Origin of the sequence: Mesorhizobium sp. M0062 (genome assembly GCF_040323125.1) — a bacterium.
Taxonomy (GTDB): Bacteria; Pseudomonadota; Alphaproteobacteria; order Rhizobiales; family Rhizobiaceae; genus Mesorhizobium.
This window is the reverse complement of record NZ_JAMYUO010000009.1, coordinates 175,164-192,866: the sequence shown is the minus strand read 5'-3', so window position 1 is coordinate 192,866 and position 17,703 is coordinate 175,164. Positions and strand designations below refer to the sequence as shown.

14 protein-coding genes are annotated in these 17,703 nt (G+C 63.3%); 8 read left to right on the top strand and 6 right to left on the bottom strand.

The window, feature by feature from the left end:
* Positions 1-91: 91 nt before the first annotated feature.
* Positions 92-634 (bottom strand): helix-turn-helix domain-containing protein, encoded by a 543-nt coding sequence (locus NKJ64_RS13915; RefSeq protein WP_352462792.1) that lies wholly within the window; start codon positions 632-634, stop codon positions 92-94.
* 282 nt (positions 635-916) lie between these two features.
* Between NKJ64_RS13915 and NKJ64_RS13910 the strand changes: the two genes are divergently transcribed.
* Positions 917-1,621, top strand: a complete 705-nt coding sequence (locus tag NKJ64_RS13910; RefSeq protein WP_023700347.1) for a nitroreductase — start codon at positions 917-919, stop codon at positions 1,619-1,621.
* 18 nt (positions 1,622-1,639) lie between these two features.
* Here NKJ64_RS13910 and NKJ64_RS13905 read toward each other — a convergent pair whose 3' ends face one another.
* The 5 genes from NKJ64_RS13905 to NKJ64_RS13885 all read right to left on the bottom strand — a co-directional run bounded on the left by NKJ64_RS13905 (position 1,640) and on the right by NKJ64_RS13885 (position 8,403).
* Positions 1,640-3,082, bottom strand: coding sequence for an MFS transporter (locus tag NKJ64_RS13905; protein ID WP_352462778.1), 1,443 nt, complete (start codon positions 3,080-3,082; stop codon positions 1,640-1,642).
* A gap of 153 nt (positions 3,083-3,235) precedes the next feature.
* Complete coding sequence (locus tag NKJ64_RS13900; protein WP_050588551.1) at positions 3,236-3,853, bottom strand: sarcosine oxidase subunit gamma; 618 nt, start codon at positions 3,851-3,853, stop codon at positions 3,236-3,238.
* On the bottom strand, positions 3,846-6,839 hold the full coding sequence (locus NKJ64_RS13895) for a sarcosine oxidase subunit alpha (RefSeq protein WP_352462777.1): 2,994 nt from the start codon (positions 6,837-6,839) through the stop codon (positions 3,846-3,848). The genes NKJ64_RS13900 and NKJ64_RS13895 overlap by 8 nt, the downstream gene beginning before the upstream one ends.
* Complete coding sequence (locus NKJ64_RS13890) at positions 6,836-7,132, bottom strand: sarcosine oxidase subunit delta (protein ID WP_023710790.1); 297 nt, start codon at positions 7,130-7,132, stop codon at positions 6,836-6,838. The genes NKJ64_RS13895 and NKJ64_RS13890 overlap by 4 nt, the downstream gene beginning before the upstream one ends.
* A gap of 11 nt (positions 7,133-7,143) precedes the next feature.
* Positions 7,144-8,403: a sarcosine oxidase subunit beta family protein gene (locus NKJ64_RS13885; RefSeq protein WP_023670368.1), complete on the bottom strand. Its 1,260-nt coding sequence runs from the start codon at positions 8,401-8,403 to the stop codon at positions 7,144-7,146.
* 318 nt (positions 8,404-8,721) lie between these two features.
* Here NKJ64_RS13885 and NKJ64_RS13880 point away from each other — a divergent pair, with 318 nt between their 5' ends.
* The 7 genes from NKJ64_RS13880 (at position 8,722) to NKJ64_RS13850 (ending at position 17,690) form a co-directional block, all read left to right on the top strand.
* Entirely contained in the window at positions 8,722-11,211 is a 2,490-nt protein-coding gene (locus NKJ64_RS13880) for a mechanosensitive ion channel family protein (RefSeq protein WP_352462776.1), read from the top strand.
* A 144-nt stretch (positions 11,212-11,355) separates the two neighbouring features.
* Positions 11,356-11,619 (top strand): hypothetical protein, encoded by a 264-nt coding sequence (locus tag NKJ64_RS13875; RefSeq protein ID WP_023829401.1) that lies wholly within the window; start codon positions 11,356-11,358, stop codon positions 11,617-11,619.
* A gap of 205 nt (positions 11,620-11,824) precedes the next feature.
* Positions 11,825-13,258, top strand: coding sequence for a UbiA family prenyltransferase (locus tag NKJ64_RS13870; RefSeq protein ID WP_023829400.1), 1,434 nt, complete (start codon positions 11,825-11,827; stop codon positions 13,256-13,258).
* 3 nt (positions 13,259-13,261) lie between these two features.
* Positions 13,262-14,614: an FAD-binding oxidoreductase gene (locus NKJ64_RS13865; protein WP_023829399.1), complete on the top strand. Its 1,353-nt coding sequence runs from the start codon at positions 13,262-13,264 to the stop codon at positions 14,612-14,614.
* Between the two features lie 124 nt (positions 14,615-14,738).
* Positions 14,739-15,188, top strand: a complete 450-nt coding sequence (locus NKJ64_RS13860) for an EamA family transporter (protein WP_023670373.1) — start codon at positions 14,739-14,741, stop codon at positions 15,186-15,188.
* Positions 15,185-16,192: an NAD-dependent epimerase/dehydratase family protein gene (locus NKJ64_RS13855; protein ID WP_023670374.1), complete on the top strand. Its 1,008-nt coding sequence runs from the start codon at positions 15,185-15,187 to the stop codon at positions 16,190-16,192. The genes NKJ64_RS13860 and NKJ64_RS13855 overlap by 4 nt, the downstream gene beginning before the upstream one ends.
* A 67-nt stretch (positions 16,193-16,259) precedes the next feature.
* On the top strand, positions 16,260-17,690 hold the full coding sequence (locus tag NKJ64_RS13850; RefSeq protein WP_245261312.1) for an aspartate aminotransferase family protein: 1,431 nt from the start codon (positions 16,260-16,262) through the stop codon (positions 17,688-17,690).
* The last annotated feature ends 13 nt before the right edge of the window (positions 17,691-17,703 follow it).

The window sequence follows — 17,703 nt, the reverse complement described above, 5'->3', positions numbered from 1 at the left end:
TCTCCCAAACCTGAAGCGCGCTGCGCTTCTATTTTTTGCTTGATGCATGTCGTTGTCCCAAAACCGCTGCACACTTTTGGGCGACATGCATTCAATAAACAGGCGGCGAAACCACCCAGATGACCACGGCCGGCTCGCTGCCGGGATTGCGCCAGCGGTATGGCTTGCGCTCGAAGCGGAAAGAATCGCCTTCGCCAAGACGGTGCCAGACGCCCGCGATCTCGATCTCGAAAACGCCAGAGGCGATGTAGCCGGCTTCCTCGGTCGGCCGCAGCTGCTCGCTCTTCATCTCGGCGCCCGGCGCAAAGATCGAACGCACCATCTCGAAACTACCGCCGAGATCGGGCGACAGAAGCTCCTCCACCAGGCCGGATTCGCTTGTGCCAAGCGTGCGCCGGCTGCCGGCGCGCACGACAAAGCCGCGCTCCTTTTCGATCGGCACGTCGTGGCTGAAGAACAGGCTGAGTGGCACGCCGAACAGGTCTGCGAAGGCCCTGAGGTCGCCAAGCGAAGGGATAGACAGGCCGCGCTCGACCTGGCTGACCCAGCCGACGGAGCGACCAAGCTTCAGCGCGATCTCAGCCAGCGTCAGCCCGCGCGCCTTGCGCAGCGCACGGATGTCACTCGCCAGCAGGCGCTCGTCAGGTCCCTGCAATGTTTTGGGGATAGCTGGGGCCAAAACGCTCACTTGATGAAAAACTGGAAATGAATTTCATGAGAGCTCATGTCCGTGAAAAAATCAAGCGAATTTTCATGGACACACAAGATTTGCTTGCGCGATTTTGGCGGTTCATGCAAAGGCTCTGGCACGAGCGGCGGGTGTGGGAATGCGGGTCGGCGACCAAGGATTGAAATCTGCGCAAGGTCTTCTCCGATAGCCGGTTCGGCTTTCGAAGTGTGCGCAAAGGGACGGCCCATGCTGGAAAAAAACGGCCTGGCAGCGCATAACGCGGCTGTTGTCGACGAGGCGATCATCTCGCGCCGTTCAGTGCGCGCCTTCCTGCCCGACATGGTCGATGACGAGACGATCCGAGCCATTCTTGGCGTCGCCGCGCGCGCGCCTTCGGGCACCAATATGCAGCCCTGGCGGGTCTATGTCGTCAAGGGCGAGGTCAAGCAGCAGATCACCGATGCCATCCTGAATTCCGGTATCCGCGCCGAAAAGGCCGATTGGGACGAGTATCGCTATTACCCCACCCAGTTCTTCGAGCCTTATCTGACCCGCCGCCGCGCCAACGGTTTCGGGCTCTATGGGGCACTCGGCATCGGCCGCCGCGAGGTCGACAAGATGCGCGCCCAGCACGACCGCAACTTCGTCTTTTTCGACGCGCCGGTCGGCATGATCTTCACCATAGACCGGCGGCTGAACCAGGGCTCGTGGATCGACTACGGCATGTTCCTGCAGAACATCATGGTGGCGGCGCGAGGCAGGGGCCTGCACACCTGCCCGCAGGCCGCCTTCGCGCCCTATCACCGGCAGATCCGGCCGGTGCTCAACATCCCCGACGAGGAGATCGTCGTCTGCGGCATGGCGCTCGGCCTCGAGGATACGTCGAAACCCGAAAACGACTTCCGCACCGACCGCGTGCCGCTGGAAGAGTGGGTGACGTTCAGCGAATAGGGCTCGGCTACCGGGGCCTCATTCCACGTTCATCTGCGCGCAGTGGCCGCTGATATGGGCGCCGTCCTGAGGTGTCAGTCTGAGATAGGCAAACAGCGCACACAAAGTGATGACGCCCTCGACCACGAACAGGATGCGGAAGTCGTTGGTCACCGCCGGCCCGCCGCCAGCCAGGAACGACAACAGCGCCGCCGCCAGGCCGACGCTGATCGCTACCCCCAACTGCCACAGTATGTAGTAGAGCGCGCTGAAGCGGGCGAGCTGGTCGGGCGCGATGTCGGAATAGGCGAGGTTGCCGGTCGAAGCCCACTGCGCCGAGCGCAGAACGCCGAAGGCGAAGATATAGGCTAGCACAATCCAGACCGGCGTGGTCGCCTCAATCAAGGCGAAGCCCGCTACCATGGCAGCAACGATCGGCGTGTTGACGACCAGCACGCGGCGAAAGCCGAAACGGTTGAGCAGGCGCGGCATGAAGACACGCATGATCAGCGAGCCGATTGCGGCGACGAAAGTCAGCGATCCCGCCTGCACCGCGCTCATGCCGAAGCCGAGCTGGAACATCAGCGGCAGCAGGAAGACGACCGAGCTGAGGCCGATCGTGTCCAGTCCGCCGCCTGTGAGGAAGGAGATGCGAAAGGTGCGGATGCGCAGGAGTTTCAGGTCAAGCAAGGGGTTGCGGGCGCGCAGGCAGTGGAAGGAGGCAAGCGTCAGGATGACGATCGCCAGCGTCAGCTCGGCCGCGATCATGCTGCCGGCGGCGTCTTTCGCCGCAAGCGAATCCATGCCGAAGACCAGCAGGACCATGCCGCTGCCGACCAGCAGGAAGCCCGGGAAATCGAACGGCGTGCGCACCGGTTTGGTAACAGTCGGAAACAGCGAGGCGGCAAGAACGGCCGCCGCCAGCGCGAACGGCACGTTGATGAAGAAGATCCAGCGCCAGGAGATATAAGTCGTCAGGGCGCCGCCGACCAGCGGGCCGACCAGCGGTCCGGACTGGCCGGCCAGCGAAATATACATGTTGATCTTCAGCGTGCGGCTGCGCGGGAAGGTCGACAGGATGACGACCTGGCCGAGCGTCCCCATCAAGGCGCCGCCGAAGCCTTGCAGCGCGCGGGCGCCGACCAGCGTCCAGATGTCGTTGGACAGGCCGCACAGCGCCGATGACGCGGCGAACACCAGCAAGGCGAAGCAGTAGACATTGCGCAGGCCGAAGCGGTCGGCGGCCCAGCCGCCGAGCGGCATCGAGATGATCAGGCTGGCGACATAGACGGTGATCAACAGGCCGAGCTGGCTCGGCGGCCGGCCGAGGCTGTCGCTGATGCCGGGCAGGGCGGTGACCACGACATTCTGGTCGAGGCTGGTCATGAACACGCCGCAGGCGACCGTGAGCGGCAGCAGGAGCAAGGCTCTGGCCGACACATCGGCGCAATCCGTGGCGCCGGCGGATAGTTCTGCGGTCATGGGGATGTTCGAACCAAACGACGATGCCGACTCTGAGACGGGATCTTTTTAATCCCCTGGGCCGGTTGGGCCACGTTCCCCACCATGGGCTTCCATTGGAGCATTCTCTAGCGGCAGAACCGGCTGGCCTTGAGGCCAGAACGGCTTTTGGCCCTACTGAACCTCGTAGCCGACCTCCTCGCTGGCATGGCAGAGCGCCTTCCAGAACGATCGGGCGAAGGAGCGGAAGACATAGATGTCGAACTGGTCGGCGCCGGTGCGCTGGATCTGCGCAAAGACGTCGTGATGGGTGGTCGAACGGCCGGAGCCTGTGGGGAAGGCGGGCAGGGCGAAGTCGATGGCGAAGAATTTCGCCAGCACCCATTCGGCCTTAGGGCCGGCGATGCGGATAGCGGTGCGGCCATGCGACAGGTCGGTGATCGTGCCGATTGCCGGGGTTACGTCCCCAGCAAAACTCGCCGCCAGGCCCTCGGCCTCGTCGACGACTGTGAATTTTCCAGGCGCGAAACCGAACACGGCCTTGCCGTCCTTGGCGAGACCGCCGCCGGCGCCATCGGGCAAATCGAGGCCGGTGACCTTGCCGATCACGTCGATCAGCTGCTTTTCCGCGCCCGGCCACGCGGCCAGCTGCAGGATCGAGCCCGGCCGGGTCTCGGTCAGGATGACATCGACGCCATGCTCGAAATTGCCGTGCGAACCCGGATGGGACACCGGCTCGAGCGGCGAGAGGCGCTCGGGTGATTGGCGTTCGGGTGATTGGCGCTCAGCCATGCATGCGGCTCCCGTCCGGGTCGTAGAAATGGTTGGAGACGATCTCGACCGGCCCGAACCGCTTGCGCAGCGGATCGGAGACGAATGCCCGGGTGCCATGGCGCGCCTTGCCGCCCTCGACCAAAGCCAGCGCGATGTGCTTGCCCAGCGCCGGCGAGTAGCAGCAGGCGGTGATATGGCCGATGGAGTCGTGCGGATTGGCTTCGTCCAGTTCCTCGACGAGGTGGGCTCCGCCATTGAACGGCCGATTGTCGAGCGAGACTAGGCCGACCAGCTGCAGCCGCTCGGGCGCGATCAGGCCTTCGCGGTCCATCATCGCCGAGCCGATGAACGGCTTCTTCTTCGACAGCATCCAGTCGAGATGCAGGTCGCGCGCCGTAGTGCGCCCGTCGATCTCCGCGCCGGTGACATGGCCCTTTTCGATGCGCATCGTGCCCAACGCCTCCAGCCCGTAGGTGACCAGGCCGAACGGCTTGCCGGCTTCGATAAGGGCTTCCCAGACATGGGTGCCGTAGCCGGCGCCGCAATAGACCTCGAAGGCCATTTCTCCGGAGAAGGACAGCCGGCAAATCATCACCGGCACGCCTGATATCTCGCCGCGCACGATGCCCATGAACGGCAGGGCTGTGTTGTCGACCGCGGTGCCGGTGACACAGGCGGCGAGGATGGCCCGCGCCTTCGGCCCGCCGATGGCCGCGCCCGCCCATTCGTCGGTTACCGAGGTGACATGCACTTTGAGTTCCGGCCAGATGACGTCGAGGAAATATTCCAGATGCTGCATCACCTTGCCGGCGTTGGCCGTGGTGGTCGTCATCAGGAAATCCTGTTCGCCGAGCCGCCATGTGGTGCCGTCGTCGAAGGCCAGCCCGTCCTCGCGCAGCATCAGGCCGTAGCGGGCCTTGCCGACGGGGAGGGTGGAAAACATGTTGGTGTAGACGCGGTCGAGGAATTCGCCGGCATCCGGCCCCTGAACGGCGATCTTGCCCAGCGTCGAAACGTCGACGATGCCGGCACTTTCGCGCGTCGCCCTGGCTTCACGGACATAGGCCTGTTCGACCGTCTCGCCGGCAAGGCCGTAGATCATTGGTCGATACCAGAGGCCAGCGGAATACATCGTTGCGCCATTGGCGAGGTGCCAGTCATGCATGGGCGTCAGGCGCTCGGGTTTCAGATCGCCGAAGCGTTCGGCGGCAAGCGAGCCGATCGACACCGCGGAATAGGGCGGGCGGAAGCGCGTCGTTCCGACTTCGGGGATCGGTTTGCCCAACGCCTCGGCCATGATGGCGAGGCCCGGAACGTTGGAGTTCTTGCCCTGGTCGGTCGCCATGCCGAGCGTGGTGTAGCGCTTCAGATGCTCGACGGAGACAAAACCTTCGCGATGCGCCAGCCGCACGTCTTCGGCAGTCACGTCATGCTGGAAGTCGACGAAGCTTTTTCCCTTGGCTTTGATCTCGAACACCGGCGCCGGATCGGGGTTTCCCGGGGCTGCTTCGACATCCGGCAAAGCTGCCGGCGCAGCCGCTCCGCCCGCGGCGGACAGGCCGGCTGCACGGCCCTCAGTGATGGCTTCGACGGTCGAAAAGCTGCCGTTGAAAGCGCCGGCGCCAATCCATTGCCGAGTCGGTTTCGGCGGCAGGAAGGCCTGGCGGGCAGGGTTCCATTCGGCTCTGGCACCGGCCTGGCTGGCGAGATGGATGGTCGGCGACCAGCCACCCGACATCAGCAGGCAATCGGCGTGGATGCTGCGGGCGTCACCGCTCGGCGTGCCCGAATTCATGTCGAAGCGCTGCACCTTGAGGCCGGAGAGTGCCTTGCCGCCCTCGGTTGCGACCACGGCATGGCCGGAGAGGATTTCGGCTTCGGCTTCGGTGGCGAGGCTGCGCATCTCGGCCGACAGTTCGGGGCGCACATCGACGATGGCGACAATGGCCGCGCCGGCCTTCCTCAGCGCCAGAGCCGAGCGATAGGCGCTGTCATTGTTGGTGAACAGGGCAATGCTGTCGCCGGGCAGCACGCCATAATCATTGGCGTAGCGCTCGCCGGCATGCGCCAGCATGATGCCCGGCCGGTCATTGCCGGGAAACACAAGCGGCCGCTCGAAAGAGCCAGTGGCCAGCACCACCGTTTTGGCGCGGATCGCCCAGTAGCGATGGCGCGGCTCGCCCTTCCCAGGCGTTTCCTTGTGGTCGGTGACGCGCTCGAGTGCCGCCAGCGTGTTGCCGTCGTAATAGCCCCACACTGTGGTGCGCGGCAGCAGGCGGACCGTGTCATGGCCCTCAAGCTGGCTGACGGTGCGCGCCGCCCAGTCGGCGGCCGGCGCGCCGTCGATGGTCTCGCCGGACCAGTTGGCCGAGCCGCCGAAACGCGGCTCGAGTTCGGCCAGGATGACGCGCGCGCCCTGGTCGGCAGCGGCCTTGGCGGCTGACAGGCCGGCCGGGCCGGAGCCGACCACCAGCACGTCGCAAAACGCGTTCATGCGCTCGTAGCGCGAGGTGTCGGCGGCAATACCGGCGCGGCCCAGGCCGGCGGCGCGGCGGATGAAATGCTCGCAGAACATCCAGAAGCGGGTGCCTTTCAAGGGGCCGAAGACAGGGCCCATGAAGGTCTTGTAGTAGAAGCCGGCGGCCAGGATCTTGCCGCCGAGCTGGTTGACGGCGTTGATGTCCCAGGCGAGCGAGGGAAAGCGGTTCTGGCTGACGGCCACCAGCCCGTCATAGATCTCGACCATGGTTGCGGCGATGTTGGGCTCGCGCACTTCGCCGCGCAGCACCGTGACCAGCGCGTTCGGTTCCTCGACGCCGGCCGAGAGCAGGCCGCGCGGGCGGTGGTATTTGAACGAGCGGCCGAAAAGCGTCACGCCGTTGGCAAGCAGCGCCGAGGCCAGCGTGTCGCCGCCATGGCCGGTGTAGGGCGTGCCGTCGAAGGTGAAGCGGATGGTGCGCATGCGGTCGACGCGGCCGCCGGTCTCGGCGCGGCGCGGGCTCACGACTTGCCTCCGGCTTTGTGCCGGGCACCGGCATTGTGGTCGACGCGGGCGAAACCGGTGCTGGAAATCTCATGCGTGACCGTGTTGCGCACCATCCTCAGATGGGTGCGGCAACCGCCGGAATGCTGCCAGATCTCATTGTGGTCGCCGGCCGGGTTCAGCCGGTCGTAGACATAGGCGTTCCAGGCGTCGAGATCCTGCGAGGCGGGCTGCGGGCGCTCGCGGTTGCCGTCGCCTTGATAGGTGAACTCGATGACGTCGCGCGGGCCGCAATAGGGACAAGTGATAAGCATTTGTTTGAACCCTAATGCAGCCGGGGCGTTGCGCCCTGGCCCTTGTCGTCGATCACCAGGCCGCGATAAAAACGGTCGAGCGTGAAGGGCGCGTTGAACGCGTGCGGCTCATCCTTGGCGATGGTGTATGCAAAGCACCAGCCCGAGGCCGGCGTCGCCTTGAAGCCGCCATAGCACCAGCCGCAATTGAGATACATGCCCGGCAGCGGGCCGGTGGTGATGATCGGCGAACCGTCCATCGACATGTCGCAGACGCCGCCCCATGAGCGCAGCATGCGTACGCGCGCAAGGCCGGGAAACAGCGCCAGCATCTCGCTCATCACCTCATCGACGATGGGCAGGTTGCCGCGCTGAGCGTAGCTGTTGTAGCCGTCGATGTCACCGCCGTAGACGAGGCCGCCCTTGTCGGACTGCGACATGTAGAAATGACCCATGCCGAAGGTCAGCACCGTGTCGACGAAAGGTTTCAGCGATTCGGTGACGAAGGCCTGCAGCACATGGCTCTCGATCGGCATCCTGTCGATGCCGGCAAGCTGCATCACCCGTCCGGTGCTGCCGGCAACGGCCACGGCAACTTTCTTGCCGCGGATCTCTCCGCGCGTCGTTTGCACGCCGGTGATGCGGTCGCCGTCGCGCAGGAAGCCGGTGACCTCGCAATTCTCGACGATGTCGACGCCGCGTCGGTCGGCGCCGCGGGCATAGCCCCAGGCAACCGCATCGTGACGGGCGGTGCCGGCGCGCGGCTGCATCAGGCCGCCGACGATGGGAAAGCGCGCGGAGGCCGACATGTCCAGCGCCGGGACCAGGCGCGCGATCTCGGCGGTGCTCATCAGCTCGGCATCGACGCCGAGATGGCGCATGGCGTTGCCGCGCCTTGCCAAGTCGTCGAACTGGCCCGGCGTGTGAGCCAGATTCAGGCAGCCGCGCTGCGAGAACATGACGTTGTAGTTGAGGTCGTGCGAAAGGTTCTCCCACATCTTCATCGAATGTTCGTAGAAGCGGGTGTTGGACGGCAAAAGGTAGTTGGAGCGCACCGCCGTGGTGTTACGGCCGACATTGCCGGAACCCAGCCAGCCCTTTTCCAGCACCGCGACATTGGTGATGCCGTGCTCCTTGGCCAGATAGTACGCCGTCGACAGGCCGTGGCCGCCGCCACCGATGATGATGACGTCATAGGAAGCCTTGGGGTCGGGCTTGCGCCAGGCCGGCTTCCAGTCCTTGTTTCCCTTGAGCGCGTTCGTGAGAAGCGAAAGGGCTGAATATTCCGCCATTCTTCATGTCATCCCTAGAGCATGATGCCGAAAAGTGTGAAGCGGTTTTCGGACGACATCATGCTCTATATCTTTGATTTGTAGAGCCGGATGATTTCAGGTCCAACAGACCTGAAGCCATCCGGCTCGGGTGCGATGCGGCAGACTATAGAGCAGGCGGCGGGCGCAAAGCCAAGATTGCGCCATGGCTTTTCGACTGGCCGACTCCCGCAAGGCGCCCAACTGTCATGACTTCGCCACGACTTGCTCCACGGGATGAGCGTCTCTATCAAGGACCGCTTTAGAAGCGGCCTTGCCGCCCTTTGAGTCGCCACCATTATGCTTTTTCGCTTCTTTCGCCTGATCCTGGTCCTCGCGCTCGTTGCCTTGGCGCCGCATTCGTTCGGCGCGATGGCGCAGGGGCTGGGCCAGGCGCCTGCCGGGCTGGTCGCCGACCAGCAGAAAATCCTGCAGGGTTTGACGACGAAAACCGACGCTCTGGAGAAGAAAGTCCAGGAGGACGGCGTCGACGACACCACCCTCGTCGAGATCCGCCTGCAGCTGGAAGAGCTGTCGCGCGGTGCGCTGAACAGCGCGCTGGCGTTTCGTTCGCGGCTGGGAGAGATCAATTCGAGGCTCGAGCAGCTTGGCGCCCCGCCGGCTGCCGGACAGCCCCCTGAACCGGACATCGTGACCGGCGAGCGCCAGGCGCTGGCGTCGGAAAAGGCGGAGATCAACGCCGTCATCGCCGGGGCGCAGAACCTGTCGATTCGCATCAATTCGCTGATCGAGAAGATCGGTAATATGCGCAGCGAGCTGTTTCGCAGCGGCCTAACCAAGCGCTATGTGCTGTCCGATGCACTGAGCCCGCAGGTGTTTTCCGACGCAAGGGACGAATACGCCAATTTTTACAGGGCGGTGTCGTCGTGGCTGAGCTTTGCCTTCAAGTTCAAGTTCCAGGCGATGCTCGCGGCGACCCTCATGGCGCTTGCGTTGGCCGTGGTGCTTCTGGTCGGTGGGCGCCGCCTGTTTGGGCGCATCTTCGAGCCCGACGCGTCGGTTGAAGATCCGACGTATCTCAGTCGCCTGTCGGTGGCGTTCTGGTCGACCTTGCTGCCGACGCTGGCGGTCAGCGCCTTCCTCGCCTCGACGGTGTTCCTGTACAACTACTACAATGTGCTGCGCGGCGACATAGGCGTGTTCCTCAACGCTCTGGCAGCCGTCATCGCCATAGTGTTCTGTGTCAACCGCCTGACCAATGCGGCTCTGTCGCCCAGCATGCCGAACTGGCGTCTGATCCAGGTCGAGACCGGCCCGGCGCGTTGGCTGGTGCGGCTGACGACGGCCATGGCAGTCGTCATCGGCATCAACAATTTCCTGTCGATCGTCAACGACAAGATGGGCTCGCCTCTGTCGCTGACGGTGGCCAGGAGTTTTGTCGCCACCGTGATCGTCGGGGTCATCCTGATCCTGATGGCGCTGCTGAAGCCTTACAAGGACGTCGCTGGGCGCTGGCGCCGCTGGCCGGCCTGGCTGCGCTACACCTGTGTCGCGCTCGGCCTGTTCACGATTGCGGCGGCGCTGTTCGGCTATATCGGTCTTGCCATCTTCGTCTCGTTGCAGGTCGTGGTCACTGGCACCATCCTGCTCACCGCCTATATCGGCTTCCTGTCGGCGCGCGAGATCGGCGAGGAGGGTGGTTTCGCCGGCACGTCCATCGGGCGCTGGCTGAAGACCAATTCCAGCTATGAGGACACCGCGCTCGACCAACTCGGCCTCGTCGTCAGCGTCGCCATCAACCTGATGATCGTGCTGGTGTTCCTGCCGCTGATCCTGTTGATGTGGGGCTTCCAGCCCGGCGATATCCAGGCCTGGGGCTATAAATTGGCGACAGGCGTCACCGTCGGTTCGGTGACGATTTCGGTCACCGGCATCCTCACCGGCATCGTCGTCTTCATCATCGGCTATTTCCTGACCCGCTGGTTCCAGGGCTGGCTCGACGGCTCGGTTATGGCTCGCGGCAAGGTCGATACCGGCGTGCGCAACTCGATCCGGCTGGCGGTCGGCTATGCCGGCGTCGCGCTCGCCGGCCTGGTCGGCATCTCGGCGGCGGGCATCGATCTTTCCAATTTGGCGCTCGTTGCCGGCGCACTCTCGCTGGGTATCGGCTTTGGCCTGCAGAATGTCGTGTCCAACTTCGTGTCGGGCCTGATCCTTCTCGCCGAGCGGCCGTTCAAGGTCGGCGACTGGATCGTCGCCGGCGACACATCAGGCACGGTCAAGAAGATCAGCGTGCGCGCCACCGAAATCGAGACCTTCCAGCGGCAATCGGTGATCCTGCCCAATTCGAACCTCATCAACAACGCCGTCGGCAACTGGACGCACCGCAACAAGCTCGGACGTGTGGAGATCAAGGTCGGGGTCGCCTATGGCAGCGACGTCAAGCGGGTACACGCGGTCCTGCTTGAGATTGCGCGCGGCCATGCGCTGGTGCTGAAGAACCCGGAACCCTTCGTGCTGTTCACCAATTTCGGGCCGGCAGCACTCGAGTTCGAGATCCGCGTGTTCCTGGCCGATGTGCTGAACGGCGCCATCGTTCAGAACGATATCCGCTTTGCCGTTCTCGATGCTTTTGACGCCGAGCACATAGAAATCCCCTCGACGCCGCGCGCCGAGGTCAAGGTCAAGAAGACCGACGCATGGCCGATCGACGACGACAAGATCGAGGTCGAGTTCGCCGAGAAGGAGCAGGCGGAGGCCAGAGCCGCCGCCGAGGCGAAGCGGCTGGCCAAAACTGGTCGCAAGGCCCGCAAACCCGATCCCAGCTAAGGCCCCAAGCTCCTCCCAACCGATTGCGGCATGAATGCGGCATTCAGTTGCGGTTCAGCTTGCATCTCATATAAGCTCACATGCAAAGGCGAGAATGCCTTGCGAAATGCAACAGAGGCGGTGTGGAAACACCGATATTGCAAAATGTGGAAGTCGCTCGTCGTCGCCATCGCTCTTACCGCAGTGAGTGGCTCGGCCTTTGCCGCCAGCGCGGTCAACAAGGATGCTGAGACCCGTACGCTGATCGTGACGGAAGGCGGCGGCAAGACGGAGCTGGCGTTGGCCGCCGGCGAAACCGTGGAGTTCTGCCCGAACGGCTGTTTCGTCACCTTGCCCAATGGTGACCTCGAGGCCCTGACCGGCTCGGAAACGGTCGAAATCTCGGGTGGCGTTGCCCGCATCAAGTAAAGTCGGCAAGCAGATGTAGTAGAGGCCGGGCAATGCCCGGCCTTTTATTGTCCTCGGTAGCGATTGCTTAACAATGACGCGGGAAATATCGTGACGCCTACCGGCTGCAACCGTGCGTTTTAACGTTCACTACGCCGTTCCGCCGCTATACCGATGCGAAGACGCCGAAGCACGGCGCAACGGTTATGAATAGGGCAGAACGGATATGGATGCGCGGTCGGACAAGAACGCAATCCCGCTTGCGGTCGACCTCGACGGCACGCTGATTGCGACCGATCTTCTTTGGGAAGGCCTGTTCATCCTGCTCAAGAAGAATCCGCTCTATGTTTTCCTGGTTCCATTCTGGCTGGCCGCCGGCCCGGCGCGGCTGAAACAAGCGATTGCCGACCGCATCGACATCGATCCGGCCTCGCTGCCCTATCGCGAAGCGCTGCTGCAGCGGCTGCGCGCCGACCATCGCGACGGACGCAAGATCGTGCTGGCGACCGGTACGCCACGCAAGTTCGCCGAGACAATCGCCGCGCATCTGGGCGTCTTCGACTATGTGCTGGCGACCGACGGTCCCCACAACATGACCTCGGGCCGCAAGCGCGACGCGCTCATCGCCGCCTATGGCGACGGCGGTTTCGACTATGCCGGCAACAGCCGGCACGACCTCAAGGTTTTCGGAGCCGCACGCAACGCCATCGTCGTGGCGCCCGACCGCCATGCGAGGCGCTGGCAGGCCGCGCATAGCGCCGAAAGGATGCCGGCGCCGAAAAGGACATTGAAGACATTCGTCAAGATGCTGCGGGTGCATCAGTGGCTGAAGAATTCGCTGATAGCGGTGCCGATGGTGCTGTCGCATGAATACTTCAACATCAACATGATCTGGCAATGCCTGCTGGCGTTCGTCGCCTTCAGCGCCGTGGCTTCCGCCATCTACATCCTCAACGATTTCTTCGACCTTGCGCTTGACCGCAAGCACCCGACCAAACGCAACCGGCCTTTCGCCAGCGGCGCTTTGTCGATCCCGTTCGGTCTCGGCGCGATGGCGGTGCTGCTGGCGATCGGCATTGCCGCCGGGCTTCTGTTGCCGACCGAGTTCCTGGGCGTGCTCGCCGGCTATCTGGTGGTGACCACAGCCTATTCGCTGTCGTTCAAGCGCATGCTCCTGGCCGACGTACTGACGCTGGCCGGGCTCTACACAGTGCGTGTGCTGGCAGGTGCTGCGGCGACCGGGGTCGAAGTCTCGTTCTGGCTGCTTGCCTTCTCGATTTTCTTCTTCCTGTCGCTGGCGCTGGTGAAGCGCTATGTCGAACTGCGCACCACAGCCATTCCGGTGGGCGAGCGCATTGCCGGTCGCGGCTACCGCATCGAAGATCAGGAGATCGTCGCCCAGGCGGGCATGGCGTCGGCCTTCTCCTCGGCGCTGGTGCTGGCGCTCTACATGGACAGCGTCTCCGTGCGCGAACTCTATCCGCATCCCTGGCTGGTCTGGCCGCTGGCGCCGATCGTGCTGTATTTGACCATGCGGGTCTGGATCCTGGCGCGCCGCAACGAGATGAATGACGATCCGGTCATCTTCATCATTCGCGACTGGCGAAGCCAGATCGTCGTGGTGATCGGCGCCGCCCTTCTGGTCGCGGGAGGCTGGTAGGGCATGGCCGGCGAACGGTACCGGAGTTTTGGCCTCGCCACGCCGGCCGCAAAGCGAGCCATCGCGGCCGACGATGCCATCGCGCTGATGCGAAGCGGCAAGGCGACAAAGAACGCTCTGCTCGCCTATGGCAATGGCCGCTCCTACGGTGATTCCTGCCAGAACGAGCCAGGTGCGGTCGTGGACATGCGGCCGCTGAACCGCATCGGCGCCTTCAATGCCGAGACCGGCCTGCTCGAGGCGGAGGCCGGCGTGTTCCTCTCCGATATCATTGCGCACACTGCACCTTACGGCTTCTTTCCGACTGTGGTCCCAGGCACCCAGTTCGTCACCCTTGGCGGCGCGATCGCCAATGACGTCCATGGCAAGAACCATCACCGGCGCGGCACTTTCGGCTGCCATGTCGAGTCTCTCACCCTGTTGCGCTCGGACGGGCGGACCTACACCTGCTCGGCAACCGACAATGCAAGGCTGTTCGCGGCGACGATCGGCGGCATGGGGCTGACCGGCCTGATCCTGTCGGCCTCGATCCGGCTGATGCGGGTGCATTCGCTCGACATCGCCGAGAAGGTAACGCGGTTTGCCGATCTTGGCGAATTCTTCGAACTGGCCGAGGCCGCCGACCAGGCCAATGAATATGCCGTCGCCTGGATCGACCAGCTTGCCGGTGGCCATGGCCGCGGGCGCGGCCTGTTGTTGACCGGCAATCATGCCGAGTACGGCTCGCACGCGGCGTCTCGCGCCGGCTCCCGTTTTTCAGTGCCGTTCCAGCCGCCGTTCAATGTGCTCAACCGGCCGTTCCTCACCGCCTTCAACGCCGCCTATCGGTGGAAGAAGGGGCGCTCGCCGGGGCCGAGCCAAACCGGCTACCAGGGCTTTTTCTTTCCGCTTGATGGTGTCGGCGACTGGAATCGGCTGTATGGCCCGAAAGGTCTCTACCAGCACCAGAGCGTGGTGCCGGAAAATGTCGCGCGTCAGACCGTGCCGGCGCTGCTCGAGGCGGCGCGACGGGCCGGGCAGGGCTCTTTCCTCACCGTGTTGAAGCGCTTCGGCTCGATCCGCTCGCCGGGGCTGCTGTCCTTTCCGCGGCCAGGCTTCACGTTGACGCTGGATTTCCCCAATCGCGGCGACAGGACGCTGGCCCTGCTCAGCGAACTCGACCGCATCACGGTCGCGGCCGGCGGCGCGGTCAACCCGTACAAGGATGCGCGCATGGGCGCTGATACTTTCGCGGCCTCCTTCCCGAATTGGCAGCGGCTTGAAGCGCTGCGCGACCCGGCGTTCGCGTCCAGTTTCTGGCTGCGGACGGCGAAAAAGCTCAACGACCGGCCAGGGCGTGTCAAGGCAGCTGAATAGGTACAACCCGAATAAGTCATGGTTAATAGATCGTAAGTTCCGTGGTTTACTCAAAGCATTGCCGTGACTTCATGAAATGTTTGCAGGTTCGTAATAGGACCGTTGCGAGTGGCGGGTGCAAAATATGAAATACATCGTCTTCATTCTGTTCACGGTCATGACCAATGCCGCCGCGCAGCTGATGCTGAAGCAAGGCATGATGTCGCTCGGGCCGATTTCGTTCGAAGGCACCAATCCGCTGTTGAGGCTGTTGCAGGTCGTTTTCAGCCCATGGGTGTTTCTCGGCCTGTGCACCTTCGTCATCTCGATGGCTTCGCATCTCTATGTGCTGTCCAAGGTCGAGCTCAGCTTTGCGTATCCGTTCCTCAGCCTTGCCTATGTCGCGGTTGCGATCTTCGCCTATTTCATCTTCCGGGAGGACCTCAATGCCTGGCGCATTGCCGGCATCGCCTTCATCTGCGTCGGCACCGTGCTGATCGCGCAAAGCGGTCGAGACTTGGGCGGGCGCGGGCATGACGACCAAACCGCTTCCATCATCCCCGACAAGATCCAGACAAACGAGATCGTTCGATGAGACATGTTATTTTCGGCGGCGACGGCTTCGTCGGCCGTCATCTTGCCCCGAAGCTTGTGGCCGATGGTGAAGAGGTTGTCGTTGCCGACATCGTCAAGAGCGACCTGACGCACTATCGCAACGTTCGCTTCGTCACCTGCGATGTCACGGATACGGCCTCGGTGGCCAACATCGGATTGAAGGCCGACGACATGATCTACAACCTGTCGGCCAAAATGCTGTCGCCGATCCAGGTGCGGGCCAAGCGTCACGACTTCTTCTTTCCGGTGAATTTCCATGGCACCGAACACATCATGCAGGCGATGGACAAGGCCGGCGCGTCCAAGCTCGTCCACTACACCACCGACATGATCTACGGCCATACGGTCACCCAGCCGATGACCGAGGAACATCCGGTCGCGCCGCTCGGCGAATATGGATGGTCGAAGCAGAAGACCGAGGAACTCGCCGCGCAATGGCGCAAGCGCGGCATGTCGATCTCGCTGTTTCGCCCGCGTCTGATCATCGGTCCCGGCCGGCTCGGGATCCTGGAAAAGCTGTTCAAACTGATCGACTGGAATTTTCCTGTGCCGATGATCGGCTCGGGCAAGAACCCCTATCAGTTCATCTCGGTGTTCGATTGCGCGGAAGCTGCCCGCTCGGCCTGGAAGGCAGGCGTGCCCAACCAGGCTTATAATCTGGGCTCCCTCAATCCGCCGCCGGTGAAGAAATTGCTGGGCGACCTGATCAAGCATGCCGGCTCGAAATCGCTGCTGATCCCGACGCCGGGCTGGGCGGTCAAGCGCACCCTCGACCTGCTCGATCTCATGAACATGCCGATCATGGATCCCGAACAATATCTGATCGCCGATGAGGAGTGCGTGCTCGACGTATCCAAGGCCGAGCGCCAGCTCGGCTGGGTGCCGCAATATCGCGACGAGGACATGCTGATCGCCGCCTACAGCGAATACCGCGCCAAGAAAGACGGGCTTGCCGTCACCGCCAATCATGTCCCCGCCGAATAAGTGGGACGACCAGGAGAACTCCGAAATGACCGTCATGGCCAAGCCTGAGCAGACGAACGCGCGCACCATGGTCGGCGCGCCGGCGTTGTCGCCTACCGCCATCGCCAAGCCCGACCTGATCAGCGTCGAGCAGGCGAAGGCGATGGATGTCGCGCGCATGACCGACCTGTTCAAGGCGCATCTCAATCCGGGCCAGCTGCATTTCATGAAGCTGCTCGGCTTCCACAAGATCAAGATCGAGCGTGCCGAAGGCATGTTCTACATCGACCAGAACGGCCGCAAGATTCTCGACTTCTTCGGCGGCTTCGGTTCGCTGGCCTTCGGCCACAACCATCCGCGCATCCTGGAGGCCAGGCGCAAATTCCAGGAGGAGAAGCGCCAGGAAATCGCCATCGCCTTCATGTCGCAATATGCATCGGCGCTGGCGCACAACATCGCCAAATGCTCGCCCGGCGATCTCGACATGGTATTTCTGGGCTCGTCGGGTTCGGAAGCGATGGAAGCGGCGGTGAAGCTCGCCGAGCGCGCCGCCGGGCCGAAGCGGCCGAAGGTCGTCTATGCCGAGAATTCCTTCCACGGCAAGACCAAGGGCGTGCTCGGCATCACCGACGGCCAGCTCTACCGCGCGGACTTCAAGATGGCTGAGAACACCGTGCGCATTCCGTTCGCCGATATCGAAGCGGTCGAGCGGCTGTTCCGCTCCGACCCGGAGGTCGGCGTCATCGTACTCGAGACCATCCAGGGCGGCGGCGGCATCATCCAGGCAGAGGCGCAATACTGGCAGAAATTGCGCGCGCTCTGCGACCACTATGGGGTGCTGTGGGTGGCTGACGAAGTGCAGTGCGGCTATGGCCGGTCCGGCCGCTTCTACGCCTTCGAACATTATGGCGTCGTGCCCGATGTGACGGCGCTGGCCAAGTCGCTCGGCGCAGGCAAGGCGGCGGTCGGCGCGATGGTCGCCCGGCGCGAGGTCTATATGAAGGCCTATGGCACGCCGAAGACGGCGATGATCCATGCCATGGCCACCTTTGGCGGCATGGGCGAGGCCTGCGTCACCGCGATCGAGGGCATCAACGTGCTCTATGATGAGGGGCTGATCGACAACGCCGCCACTGCCGGCGACTATCTGCTGCAGCGCCTGCAGGCGCTGAAGGAGAAGTACCCTAAGATCATCAAGGACGTGCGCGGCAAAGGCTTTATGATCGGGCTCGAGTTCCACGACTTCTCGCAGACCTTGCCGATGGTGCTACGTCCGATCGTCAGCGTCCTCGACGACAAGCTGAAGGGCTCGCTGTCGGGCTTCGTCGGCGCGCTGTTGTTGCGCGACTATGACGTGCTCGTCGCCTTCACCGAATACAACCGCAACGTCATCCGTCTCGAGCCACCGCTGATCTGCCAGCGCGAGCATGTCGACCGTTTCGTCGATGCTTTCGACAGCCTGCTGTCGCGCGGCATCGTGGGAATCGTCAAGGATTTCGTCAAAAGCCAAGTCCGTTAAAAGAAGTCCGTTG

What these genes read in the sequence shown, in the direction of transcription:
- NKJ64_RS13905 (WP_352462778.1), bottom strand. Translation starts at nt 3,082, where the DNA reads ATGACCGCAGAACTATCCGCCGGCGCCACGGATTGCGCCGATGTGTCG.
- NKJ64_RS13900 (WP_050588551.1), bottom strand. Translation starts at nt 3,853, where the DNA reads ATGGCTGAGCGCCAATCACCCGAACGCCAATCACCCGAGCGCCTCTCG.
- NKJ64_RS13890 (WP_023710790.1), bottom strand. Translation starts at nt 7,132, where the DNA reads ATGCTTATCACTTGTCCCTATTGCGGCCCGCGCGACGTCATCGAGTTC.
- NKJ64_RS13870 (WP_023829400.1), top strand. Translation starts at nt 11,825, where the DNA reads ATGGATGCGCGGTCGGACAAGAACGCAATCCCGCTTGCGGTCGACCTC.
- NKJ64_RS13910 (WP_023700347.1), top strand. Translation starts at nt 917, where the DNA reads ATGCTGGAAAAAAACGGCCTGGCAGCGCATAACGCGGCTGTTGTCGAC.
- NKJ64_RS13850 (WP_245261312.1), top strand. Translation starts at nt 16,260, where the DNA reads ATGGTCGGCGCGCCGGCGTTGTCGCCTACCGCCATCGCCAAGCCCGAC.
- NKJ64_RS13865 (WP_023829399.1), top strand. Translation starts at nt 13,262, where the DNA reads ATGGCCGGCGAACGGTACCGGAGTTTTGGCCTCGCCACGCCGGCCGCA.
- NKJ64_RS13875 (WP_023829401.1), top strand. Translation starts at nt 11,356, where the DNA reads ATGTGGAAGTCGCTCGTCGTCGCCATCGCTCTTACCGCAGTGAGTGGC.
- NKJ64_RS13885 (WP_023670368.1), bottom strand. Translation starts at nt 8,403, where the DNA reads ATGGCGGAATATTCAGCCCTTTCGCTTCTCACGAACGCGCTCAAGGGA.
- NKJ64_RS13880 (WP_352462776.1), top strand. Translation starts at nt 8,722, where the DNA reads ATGCTTTTTCGCTTCTTTCGCCTGATCCTGGTCCTCGCGCTCGTTGCC.
- NKJ64_RS13860 (WP_023670373.1), top strand. Translation starts at nt 14,739, where the DNA reads ATGAAATACATCGTCTTCATTCTGTTCACGGTCATGACCAATGCCGCC.
- NKJ64_RS13855 (WP_023670374.1), top strand. Translation starts at nt 15,185, where the DNA reads ATGAGACATGTTATTTTCGGCGGCGACGGCTTCGTCGGCCGTCATCTT.